We start from the raw sequence: 11,577 nt of genomic DNA, 5'->3' as shown, positions 1-11,577 counted from the left end.
CTCGACGGGATCGGCCTGACCGTTGTTGCGTCCGTCGCTTACCAGCAGCACGCCTCCCGATCCGGCGTCGGTGACACTGCCGATGGCGTTCGCCATGGATTCCCCCAAACACGTTTGACTGCCGTCCGGCTTAGCCGTCTTGAGGAAGGAGTTCACATCTTGATGCACGGCCGTGTCCGACATCCCGAAGAACATGCAGTTGTAGTGATTTTGCAGCTGCCGTACGAGATCGGCGTTCTGCGCGGTGGCCTCTTTTGCCGCATCGAACCGACTGCCGCCTTTGAGATCACGCGTGGCCATGCTGTGCGATCTGTCGATCAATATCAGCAGAGGTGGCTTGTCCGTGCTGTGGTTTGCATGGGTGAAAACAGGATTGAGCAGCAGCACGACAATGGCGCAGACTCCGGCGGCGCGCAGGATGCTGAGCCGGCGTAGGACGCGTGATTGGGCGCCGTCATGCGCCCGCGCACTGGTATAGAGCCAGATCGCCAGTGCGGTCGCCAGGATCGCCAGAAAGAGTATTTGCGGGTAGGGAAGGAGGGGATCGAACCCGATCGTTGTTGTCATTTTTTACGCCCCTTCGCCGTCACGCGGGAGACTGCTTGTTCCCCGAAGAGGCAGAGCAGGGCGAAGGCCAGGAGATACTGCCAGAGCGGCCTCCCTTTGCTCAGAGAATCCAGATCGCTATCCGCCTTTCCCATTCCCGCAAAGTAGGAGCTTTCTCGCCGCTGCTGCGTTTCCAGCTCGCGTGGATCGATGGTCCGCAAATCGCTTTCATCGCTGTGGATGTTCACCGCGAGGCTAGCCACCTGGTTTTGCCCGGCGTCAATATGGTAGAAGCCGCTTTGCGGGACATTGTCCACCACGATCGATCCGGTGACGGGATCGGAGGAAACCGGCAGCAGGCCCATGGGGCCGGAACAGGATATCTTCGCGCCCTGGCCGAGGGAGTTCGCCGCGACGGTGGACGACGCCGATCCTCCCGCGACAAACTCGGCGGCCGCCGTATTATGACTGAGGAGTCCTTTCAGGAACTCATGCAGAAGCGGCAGGAAGGCCGGCTGCCGGGCGAGATCGCTCCATGTGGGGTCGGGCGACATGTTGACCAGCAAAAGATTGCCGCTTCCTTCGATCGTATGCGCGACGGCGCATGTACCGTCGTCGAATTTCAGAAGCGTTTCCGCGCGTGGATCGACTTCCCCAGTCACGCAGATTTTGCGGAACTGTATTTTACTCAGATCAGCCGCCGCTGGATCTTTGAAGGCTTTGAGCAGCGGACTTTCGTAGTGGGCTTCGGCGAGTGTGACGTAGCCTTTGCCGTTGCCGCTCAGGTCCGCGACGTGGTCGATCTGCAAGGGCATCGGCTCCGTGGCGGGCAGCTGGCGTCCGAGCTTCGTCATCTGGTCGGCGATCTTGTCGCCATAGAGAAACCAGATCAGGTTTCCGCCGCCGGATGCATATCGGCTTAAGGCCTGAAACTGCACGTCCGGCATTTGCGGAGCGTTGCAGACGATCACGGCGTCGGCGGCATGAAGAGTGGGATTATTCAGGGCCGCCGGTTTGACTGTGATGATTTGAACGCCCGACTGGGCTGCCGCGCCCGGATGGAGCGCATGCGTCAGAAAGAATGTGGAGTTGGGCGCTTTCTTCGGATCTTCATCCGTAATCACTAGCACGACGGCCGTTTTTTTCAGATCGATGACCACTCGCCGCAAATCGTCCAGCGGCAGATTATCGGCGGGAATCGACGCGACGCATTCGATTTGCTTTGGGGAATCGAACTGAAGTGTAAAGCTGGCCGTCGCGCTGGAGAAAGGCGCGAGAGAGACGTTTTGCGTCTGTCGTTCGCCGGTGGATACAGAGAGATTTACCGGCAGTGTCCGCAGGCTGTCGCCCGAATTGAAGACTTCGCATTCCACCGCCACCGGTTCGCCGATACGCGGGGCGGTGGGGGATAGCCGGATGGACGTAATGCCGACGTTGGCGCGGTGGTCGGAAGCGGCGCCGACGAACGCCATCTTTGTGTCAGCCGGAACGGATTCGAACTTCACATCCGCCCAGTTGCCGCGCTGGAAATCCGAAAACACATAAATCTGCTTGGATTTCGCCCCAGATTTCCCTAATTGCTCCACCGCCATGTTGATGGCTGCGTTGGGATTGGCGCGCTCCTGGCTGGGCTTGGCGTCCCGCAGTGAGCGCTCCAAAGCGGGGAAGTCCGTCGTGAGTTCGGAGGCGACGGATTGCGGGTGCGCATCGCAGAGAATGACATTCACCTTGACGCTGTCCCTCAGGCTGGAGAGAACCTTGATCGCGTCGCTTTTCGCGCGGCTGAGCGTGCTGGCGCCGCCGTCCACGTAGCCCATACTGGCGCTGGTGTCGAGGATCAGAACGACAGAACTGCGATCGTTGGTCTGGGCGGCGAGTGGGGAGTTCAGTGTCGGCTTGGTAAAGGCCGCCACGAGCGCAAGGATCGCCAGCGTCCGAAGCAGCATCAGCAGAAGATGACGCCAGCGGAAAATGTCGCTTTGCTGGGCCATCGCCTTCTGGAGGAATTTGACCGTCGGCAGGTCAAGGCGCCGCCGTGTTCGGCGCGTGAGTAGATGAATTACGATAGGGACGCTTGCCGCCAGCAGCCAAGGCAAAAGTCCGGGATGCAGAAGTGATACCATGAGTTTTATGCCGTCTCACATGCGTCCGCGGGCGGTGAGGAAGGCCTCCAATGCCTCATAATAGGGAGCGGATGTCAGCGCCAATTGATACTGCATGCGGCGAGCCTTCGCGCTGGTGGAAATCTCATTTAGAAATGCTTGAAGCTCAGCCTGGTAAGCCACGCGGATGGCGTTTGGATCGGCCACGGCGAACGCCGGCGATTCCATATCTTGAAAGAGGGCGTTGTCCGCGTCCGGCAGGAACATCTCCCCATCGGTCAGTACTTGAAAGAGGAGGACCGAGAAACCTTTGTGCGCGAACATATTCAGTGTGGAGAAGACGCGCTCCGGTTCGTCGAGAAAGTCGGAGATGACGATCAATAGCCCCTTGCGCTTGAGTACGCCGAAGAGGGTGGCGAGGGTCGCCGGAAGGCCGGTTTCGCCTCCGGGAGTGTTTTGCTCCAGCGCGATAAGAATGCGCTGCAAATGCCGCTGAGAGCCCCCGGCGGGGATGTAAGCGCGGAGAGCGTCATCGCCCAGCGACAGGCTTGCTTTGTCGCCTTGCCGGATAATCAAATACGCGAGGCCGGCCGCCATATAACTGGCGTACTCCAATTTGGAAACACCGCCCGAATCTTTGTACGCCATGCTGTTGCTCTTGTCCACCAAGAGATAGCAGTTCATATCCGTTTCTTTGCGAGAGAGCTTGATATAGAACCGGTCCGTGCGCGCGTAGGCGCGCCAGTCGATGGCGCGTATCTCGTCCCCGGGAGTATATGGCCGATAATCCGCGAACTCCGCCGAATAATCGTAATAAGGTGATCGGTGTTTGCCTTGAAAGGAGCCCTCCACGATCAGCTTGGCGGCGAACTGGAAGTTGCGCAGCCGGCGGAGATCCGACGTCTGAAGGTATTTCCGCTGCTGCGTATCTGACGTGTATTCACCAATGACCGAACTCATCATTGCGGATGCGTCCCGGCCCGGGCCGCTCTCCGAATTTTGCCGACGTGCGCCAAAGCCTGCCATCTTTTTGTCTCCCCGCAGAAACCTTACGAGCAGAATTAACGGCCTGCATATGCGGGTTCCCGCACGTTCTGCAGGATATTTTGAACGAGCCCTGCGCTCGTGATGTCGTCGGCGATCGCCGCATAGTTGAGGATAATTCGATGCTGAAGCACCAGGGGGGCGACCTGACGCACATCGTTGGCGGTCGGAGTTGATTTGCCCTGCATCACGGCCATCGCTTTGGCTCCGAGCAGGAGGTACTGCGATGCGCGCGGACCTGCGCCCCACTGTGCGTACTTTTTCACCAGCGGCGGGGCGTCCGGAGAGTCCGGACGGCTGGCCCGCGCAAGGGAGACGGCGTATTTCACGACGTGAGGCGAGACAGGAATCTGGCGGACAAGATGCTGAATTTGCAGCAGCTCATCTCGGGCGAAGATCGGTTTCGGCTCGACGGTTTCATCGGTGGTCGTCATCGAAGCGATGCGCTCTTCCTCGTCCACGGACGGATAGCCGACTTGCAGGGCGTACATAAATCGGTCGAGCTGCGCTTCGGGAAGAGGATAGGTGCCTTCCTGCTCGATGGGGTTTTGCGTGGCGACGACGAAGAAGGGTGGGGCGATCGGCATCGTGCGCCCATTGTTGGTGACCGCATTCTCCTGCATGGCCTCCAAAAGAGCGCTCTGAGTTTTCGGCGGCGTTCTGTTGATCTCGTCGGCCAGTATCAGATTGGCGAAGATCGGTCCCTGAACAAAACGCATGCTGCGCTGTCCGTCGCTGGCGTTGGTGTCCAGAATCTCCGTGCCGATGATGTCGCTCGGCATCAGGTCCGGTGTGAACTGGATCCGTTTGAAATCCCAATCGAGGCTCTGCGCCAGGGTTTTGACTAAGAGCGTCTTCGCCAGACCCGGCACGCCGATCAGTAAACAATGCCCCCGCGCAAAGAGAGCGCTGACGAGATATTGGACGACTTCATCCTGCCCAATGATCACCTTATGCACTTCCTGCAGCAGGCTGTCATATCGCAGGCGAACGCTTTCCAACAGTTCCGTTTGATCTGCCGCTTCCATACTGCGATCCTTCCTCTGAGCGTAGAGATTGTATTTGAGTTGATCCTAATAAATATATCGTTACTAAACTTACAAGTATGGTGAGATATTGTTCAGAAGTAACTACCGGCTCATTGCTTGCTTGCCTCTAGTACCGAGTTCATGTTTGTGATAGTTCCTGGAACTTCATGTTAATTTTTGGCGGACCAAACTTCATTTATGCGTATTTGTCCCATAGGCCGAGATCTAATTGAGCGGCGATTGTAAATGCTGTATTGCGGACAACAGCTTCCGATAATCCACTGTTCACTTTGATCAAACAGCATGAGACAATACGAACCAAATCTCGTTTTTGGTGTGTAGCGTAAAGAACCATAAATAAAATGAAGTTAATAACCCAGATGTGTATCTTAGCATACGTGCTTCAAAATTCGAAAAAATTACAGACAGTAGAATAACTCAAAAAATGATTTTATCTATCAATATCGCTAAATATCTCTTGAAATCATTGTTTTACGACATCAGAAACAGACCGTTTACGTTAGGGGTACTGCCTCATCGACATTCCCGACACTTACACTCCAATTATGGTTCCACCGGGCTAAATGCTCTTATGGAAAAAAATCAAATTTCTTTCATATGAAGTAGTTGTAATTTAGTTTTTTGAGAGGTACAATACGGCGGATAATCGAACTGACAGGTAGATTTGTTAAGTTTGTTCATCCCCAATTGTACGTAATGTACGTATAATCAGATGATATTGTTCGGTTTAATGTAGGTAACAATGAGCTATCGCAATTATTCACAGCCGACAAGCCGAAATTGTCATAAAGCTTTTACAATCATCGAATTGCTCGTTGTAATCGCGATTATCTCCATCCTTGCATCTCTTCTGTTTCCCGTCTTCGCCAAGGCGCGGGAGAAGGCGCGCCAGATCACGTGTGCGGGCAATCTGCGCCAGCTTGGAATGGGGTTTCAGCAATATACGCTAGACAATGACGAGCTACTGCCAAGCACCTACTGCTGCGGGGATGGGGTCAACAATAAAATCGGCGGCTGGGTTGCGTTCAATACTTTCCCTGTCAACGATCCCGGGGGGCGTTTCGACGTCAAACTGGGCAACCTCTTTCCTTATGTTAAAAACACACAGGTGTATATTTGCCCCGACGACGCCGAGGGGCAAGTGAGCGGGGACTCATACGCGATCAATTCCTGTACGATGCAGCCGATAAACGCTGCTCATCTGTATCCTGGTAAGTCGCTGGCGCAGATCGACAATACCTCAGGAATGATGTTGCTTGGCGAAGAGGCCTCGCACGAGTTCGGCCGAGGCACCGACGACGGGTACTTTCGTTTCCAGAACAACATCGCAGACACGCGCCATACGGGCGGAAGCAACTTGAGTTTCGTGGATGGCCACGTCAAGTGGTATTCCGACGATCAACTCGCGACGCAGCAGCTCCAGGCGCAGACGCCGACCGGAGCGGATTGTCCTGATTAATTTAGTTCGCGCTTTTATGAACGAATCTTTGCAAAAATGGAGTTTTTGTTGTCGATCTCATCTCATTCTAAATCGTCTCGACGCGGCATCACATGGCTGGAACTGCTCCTGTTGATAGCCACGTTCGCCATTGTCGTCGCCGTTATTGTTCCTGTATCCGGCAAGCTCAAGGAACGTGGGAGAGAAGCAGTCTGTATTTCCAATATGCAGCATCTTGGCGCGGCGATAAACCAGTATGTGGCGGACAGCGACGGCTTTTATCCTTGTGGATGGCAAAGTGACCTGAATACGCACATCAACGCTGGGCAAATGCAGTATTGGCCTTATGCGATTTATCCCTATGTTAAGGATCGACATCTCTATAAGTGTCCCAACGACACTCGCAACAACGCGAGCAGCTATTTGATCAATAGCTGGGGCATAGACCTTAAACCGGGCGATGTCAAGAGCCCGACCCGTAAAGCCTCTTCGGTCAGTATGCCGTCGCGTTTTGTGCTGCTGACGGAAGGCATGCTCCTCGAAGGCGGCGATGCGGATCCAAAGATGGCGATTTCGGGGCATGGTCTGAACACTGACTACACCGTGGCGGGATACATCGATCGGCTTGCCTCGTCTGAGCGTCAATTGCCGCGCCACGACCGCCATCTGGTCTTTTTGTACATGGACGGTCACTCTGGGATCAGTCCAGAACTTCCTGAGGTCAAGGACGGCGATTATGAACCCGTGAAAGAGGCGCTTCCCTTCGCCCGCTACTTCGACGATCGGGGTGAGGACTGGGCACAGTGATCACTTCGCACGGAGAGCGTATGATAGTGGAGCGTCTAGTCGCTCATGATACGCCCAAACGCGCGACAGTGGCGCATGTGACCATGTGGTTGTCGTTGGCAAGCGGCATTGGGCTTGTTTTGTGGCTGTGTCTGAGAGACTGGCTGACATCGAGTGTGGTTCAGTATCCATACGCCATCTCGTTTCTTGATACTATTGCAATACTGCTGGGCGTTGGGGCGGCCCGATCCGCACTGAGCGCCAGCCGATTGTGGGATGTCCTGACCGTATTAGGAGCATCGATCTGTGTCCTGGCGTATCTGCCGACTTCGGCGGCGTATACGCTTGCTCTTTATCATGTCGCGCCGGCAGTCCCGGTTTTTACTCTGGCGTTAGCGCTTCCGCGCGCATTTTCACGTTCGGCATGGCCAACGCTCAGTGAAATCGTTTTGTGGTTACGACACGCAAGGCAAGTGCTGACGACGCCCATGAGCGGGAAAGCGCTCGGGTCAACACTTGCGGGGAATGTTCGTCCGTCTGGCGTTCGTCGATTTGGCGCAGCTTTTGTATTGAACTTTTCGGGTCCGGTTTCAGGGCATGTGCGCTGGCTATTGTCTGTGGCCGCATCGCTGGCGGCCTGCGTTGCGCTGGTGTTTGATGCGAGGACGCAGTCGGTCGATCAGCATCCGCCGATCTTGTTCTTCAGTCTGGGCCTGCTGGCGTGTCTGCATGCAATACGGTGGATTTCTCGGAGGCAGAAGACTTCGCTCATACCACCGACGGTTATGGCGGCGATATTCGGCGTTCTTTACCTTGCGGCTCCGTTCGCTTCCCGTCTGGCCGTCTTTGTGTTTGGCGTTTCGGAAAACGGCGCCCCGAGCCCATCAAGTTCTCTATTGTTGAACTGGTTTCTGGCGTGTTCGATCGCCCCCTTCGCTGTGAGCGGCTTGCTGGACTTGCTGTGGCCGCCAAAACGCAAGCCGGCGATTGATGCGCTGGAAATGTCGCCTGAATCGACAGTTCCTGACACGGTCTTTGAGAAGAAAGCCGTGGCAAAAGCGCGTGGAGGAAATTTCCGGCTGATTGCTCTTGGGGCGCTGACGCTGATTTGTCTGATACTGGAATGGAAGTGGGACGGCGCCAAGACTGCGTATTTTGCTCAGGGGTTGTGGGCTGTTTCCGTGTTGGTTTGTGGTCTGACCCTGCCTGACTTGATCCTTTATGCACGTAGACAAAATCAAGAGTTTCTGGAGAACCACCGGGATCGATGGGTTGACCGGCTGAACGAGCAAGTCGATTTTCGAGGAATTGGTAAAGGAATCGTCAAATCGATCCGTGGATTCCTCACTTGGAAGATCGACCTGGGGGCTTTGTCGGAAATGCGCGATGCGCGTTCCAAGAAGCGCATTGCCAGCACACATGCAAGAGCCTGGGATGAAAAGCCGTCCGTGATTTCGCGTCTGCGGAATGGAGTTGGGATCGGCCGCTCGATCTCTCCCTTTTCGATCGCTGTACTTCAGACATTAGCCCTTGTCGCCGGCGTCATGGGGCTAACCGTGGCGCCCCACGGCAACGCTCATGCGTCTTCGCTTTACCTGGGCCTCTGGGTGCTGGCGGCGGTCGTGGCGCTCCGCATCGCTGGAAGTAGGGGACGATTGGGCCGGTGGATCCAGTCCGGCGCATTGGCGGCCATTGGTTTATTTCCGATGGTGATTGCTCTGAAATCGGAGATCAGCCTGCCCGCCTACCAGCCTTATGCGTTTCGATGGCTAACATTGGGATCTGGGATCACGCAGCTGCCCAGTGAGAACGGCCTGGAGTTCATCGGCGAGCAGGGTATCGTCGCGTGGCTGCTGATCGGCGTGGCGCTGACCTGGGGCGTTCGCCGCGCGGCGGACATTGTCGGAAAGCATGAAGCGGACCCGTCGCTGGCGTTCGAGGAGACGCAGGGAAAAGAAAGCAGTGAATCCGCGCTGGATCTGTTTTGCGCGGCCGCCGTGGCGGTAATCATCACGCTTTACTGGGGGCTCTCTTTCTCCAATCCCTGCGTGCTGCTGACCATGGCGATTTCAATCGGGGCATTCTTCGCCGTTTCACGCAAACCGAAACCGGCAAAGCGCGCCGCATCACCAAAGCGATGGAAGGCCGTCGCCCTGGCCGCCTGCATGGTGATCGGCGCTGGCGTGGGCTTCAAGATGTACGTGAAGTCTATTGCTGGGGGATATACTCCCGGCGCTCCGTCCCCGTACGTCGCGTGGCGCAATTTGCCCGAGCCAGTTCGCAAAACGGTGCAGACGAACATACCAGTCGCGATGACTTGGTCCGAAGGCCATGCGCTGATCCGCCGCTGTTTCGGCGCCGAACTGGACACTCCGCTCTCTGCGCCGGCCTACGTCGCCGCGCGGATCACGGGGGCGGACTACTCGACAAACCCGCTACGCTCGGCGGCGGCGACATTGCTTGGCATGAGCCTCAGCTCCACGGCGTCGAGCGATCGACTGAACGAGTTGTACGTGAACCTGCAGGACTATGGGTACATCGGCGGACCAAAGACAAACCAGCGAACGATCGGCGTCGCACAGATGTCCCAGCGCATGTTCGGCGTCGCGCCCGCCAGCCTGAAAGCCGAACAGACGGACTTCCTTGTGGGCAGCCCGCTGCGAGTGAATAACCTTGCGCTTCTGGCGAGCGCCGTTCCAGTTCGGTTCGTCGTCGCGCCGTCGCGGTACTCGTATACGCGTTACGATCCGAAGGGATTGCCGCCGGTTGGCGGATCCGAAATGCACAATGGCGTTCTCAACAATAAGAGCCAGTTCGCATCGTACATCATCGCCAATGGAACGTATCCATATGTATCCGCGATCAACCGGGCTATCCCGCTGAACGGTTATAACAATGCGACAGAAGCTTGGTCTGTCAACGATTCTGGGATAATTGCCGGATCATCCGCAGGATGGGCATCGTACTGGGATAAGGACGGCGATATTCACAATCTGGGAACGCTTCCAAGGTTTGCATATTGTGCGGCGCGCTCCATTAATAATCGGGGTGAGGTGGCTGGATATGCCTGGAACGCGGATGCGCCGGAAGGCTCAACTGATTTCCGCAATACAGCACATGCATTCCTTTGGTCGCATGGTAGAATGCATGATCTCGGCGTTCCTTCCGGATATATCAGTAGTAGAGCCTACGCCATCAACAATCGTGGTCAGGTCGCGGGATGGCTGCTGACTAAATCAGGACAGACGCATGCGATGTTCTGGCAGGATGGCATGATACACGACTTAGGAACATTTCCGGGAGGGCAAACAAGTGTTGCTAATGCTATCAATGACGCAGGACAGGTTGTTGGTTCATCCCAGAGGCAGGATGGCTCGGTAACCGCTTGCCTCTGGCAAAACGGACGCATGCTAGACTTGGGACTTCTGCCGGGCGATGTGTATTCGCGAGCTTTAGGAATTAACGAGTTGGGCCAGATCGTGGGTGAAAGTCGGCGGGACACCAATGTAAACTATCCTGGCGGTACAGCATTTGTTTGGGATTCTAAAGGCAGCATACAAGACGTTACTCCATTGTTTGCAAAAAACAAAGAACAGGCTATGCAAGTAGGGCATTGCACAACTGCATTGTCTATAAATAATCTTCAGGAAATCCTTGGATATGGTTTTTACGAATTAATACAATCACCGCGTTATCACTTTGTGTTAACCCCGATTTCCAAGACAAATAATCACTAAGCTCTATTGCTACTCTAGAACAAATCCGGAACTATTATGACAGAATCCATCACTAATAATAAAACTGAGAAAATAACAATTGCATTATGCCTCCTAATTGCTGTTGGTTTTGCAATTGCGTCGGTTATTCAGAGAAACGATAAATTGCCAAATTTTGGGCGTGAGTTAAATGTCTCGTCCAATGAAATAATAGGCAAAAACCCTATCTTCCTAAACGAGTCTCACGGTTCTTTCGTTTTAGTGGAATTTGGTGACTATGAATGCCCTCCGTGTCGTGCTTCAGTTCATCCACTAAACCAATTATTAAAACTAAATAACACTTCAGTCAGATTTGTCTTCCGAAATTATCCTCTGACTACAATTCATCCATACTCATACGATGCAGCTGTGCTGGCAGAGATTGCAAAGGAAAAGGGAAGATTTAGTTTTGTTCATGATGCTCTATATGCCGATAAAGTCGATGCAAATCGATTGAAGCACGTCGCTTCTGAGTTTCAGTTGGAATCCATTGATGCTAAGACCCCCACCGTAGAAGTCGCAAAATCACGAGTGGATGCTGATATGCGTTTCGCGCAATCTATTGGATTATCAGGGACACCAACTTTTGTGTTATGCCTACCTAATGGAAGAGTTGTTCAGTTGTCTGGATTGGATATGCTGTCCAGTGCAATCAAAGAATTTGGATAGAAGTAAGAAAATATGCTGTGCAGTGGCGTCAATATTCTTACTCTCTTGAAATTAAAAGATTGTTTACATCATAATCGGGTGATGGACAATGCCGTGATTGGGAGAAATCGATCACTGTTACGGAATAAGGAGCAACAATTGCGAAACGGAAAATCTCAGATCGCCGGCGTTACCGCCGCTTTGGTTCT

The 11,577-nt window shown here is 54.5% G+C and carries 8 protein-coding genes; 4 read left to right on the top strand and 4 right to left on the bottom strand.

The features are described from left to right. The 4 genes from ABIZ35_RS25270 to ABIZ35_RS25255 all read right to left on the bottom strand — a co-directional run. A partial coding sequence (locus tag ABIZ35_RS25270; protein WP_348222707.1) for a hypothetical protein occupies nt 1-567 on the bottom strand: 567 nt, incomplete at its 3' end. Continuing rightward, on the bottom strand, nt 564-2,669 hold the full coding sequence (locus tag ABIZ35_RS25265) for a BatA and WFA domain-containing protein (protein ID WP_348222706.1): 2,106 nt from the start codon (nt 2,667-2,669) through the stop codon (nt 564-566). The genes ABIZ35_RS25270 and ABIZ35_RS25265, both read right to left, overlap by 4 nt. Nucleotides 2,670-2,684: 15 nt before the next feature. Further along, the gene (locus ABIZ35_RS25260; RefSeq protein WP_348222705.1) at nt 2,685-3,611 is read right to left on the bottom strand and encodes a DUF58 domain-containing protein; all 927 of its coding nucleotides are present in this window, start codon (nt 3,609-3,611) and stop codon (nt 2,685-2,687) included. Nucleotides 3,612-3,709: 98 nt separating this feature from the next. Further along, nucleotides 3,710-4,720: a MoxR family ATPase gene (locus ABIZ35_RS25255; protein WP_348222704.1), complete on the bottom strand. Its 1,011-nt coding sequence runs from the start codon at nt 4,718-4,720 to the stop codon at nt 3,710-3,712. Between the two features lie 763 nt (nt 4,721-5,483). On the opposite strand from ABIZ35_RS25255, the gene ABIZ35_RS25250 reads away from it, so the two are divergent. The 4 genes from ABIZ35_RS25250 to ABIZ35_RS25235 are packed head-to-tail and all read left to right on the top strand — an operon-like array spanning nt 5,484 to nt 11,389. After that, nucleotides 5,484-6,200 carry a DUF1559 domain-containing protein gene (locus ABIZ35_RS25250; protein WP_348222703.1) on the top strand — a complete coding sequence of 239 codons (717 nt, stop codon included), beginning with the start codon at nt 5,484-5,486 and terminating at the stop codon, nt 6,198-6,200. A gap of 36 nt (nt 6,201-6,236) precedes the next feature. Beyond that, on the top strand, nt 6,237-6,986 hold the full coding sequence (locus ABIZ35_RS25245) for a hypothetical protein (RefSeq protein ID WP_348222702.1): 750 nt from the start codon (nt 6,237-6,239) through the stop codon (nt 6,984-6,986). 20 nt (nt 6,987-7,006) lie between these two features. Beyond that, nucleotides 7,007-10,702, top strand: a complete 3,696-nt coding sequence (locus ABIZ35_RS25240) for a hypothetical protein (RefSeq protein WP_348222701.1) — start codon at nt 7,007-7,009, stop codon at nt 10,700-10,702. Between the two features lie 36 nt (nt 10,703-10,738). Next, nucleotides 10,739-11,389: a thioredoxin domain-containing protein gene (locus ABIZ35_RS25235; protein WP_348222700.1), complete on the top strand. Its 651-nt coding sequence runs from the start codon at nt 10,739-10,741 to the stop codon at nt 11,387-11,389. Nucleotides 11,390-11,577: the final 188 nt, after the last annotated feature.

Origin of the sequence: Capsulimonas sp. (assembly GCF_039929585.1) — a bacterium.
Lineage (GTDB): Bacteria > Armatimonadota > Armatimonadia > Armatimonadales > Capsulimonadaceae > Capsulimonas.
Note: the sequence above shows the minus strand (reverse complement) of the source record. Positions and strands in the feature narration are given on the sequence as shown.

Coding starts and splice junctions, on each gene's coding strand:
- ABIZ35_RS25260 (WP_348222705.1), bottom strand. CDS start 3,611: ATGATGAGTTCGGTCATTGGTGAATACACGTCAGATACGCAGCAGCGG.
- ABIZ35_RS25265 (WP_348222706.1), bottom strand. CDS start 2,669: ATGGTATCACTTCTGCATCCCGGACTTTTGCCTTGGCTGCTGGCGGCA.
- ABIZ35_RS25235 (WP_348222700.1), top strand. CDS start 10,739: ATGACAGAATCCATCACTAATAATAAAACTGAGAAAATAACAATTGCA.
- ABIZ35_RS25240 (WP_348222701.1), top strand. CDS start 7,007: ATGATAGTGGAGCGTCTAGTCGCTCATGATACGCCCAAACGCGCGACA.
- ABIZ35_RS25245 (WP_348222702.1), top strand. CDS start 6,237: ATGGAGTTTTTGTTGTCGATCTCATCTCATTCTAAATCGTCTCGACGC.
- ABIZ35_RS25250 (WP_348222703.1), top strand. CDS start 5,484: ATGAGCTATCGCAATTATTCACAGCCGACAAGCCGAAATTGTCATAAA.
- ABIZ35_RS25255 (WP_348222704.1), bottom strand. CDS start 4,720: ATGGAAGCGGCAGATCAAACGGAACTGTTGGAAAGCGTTCGCCTGCGA.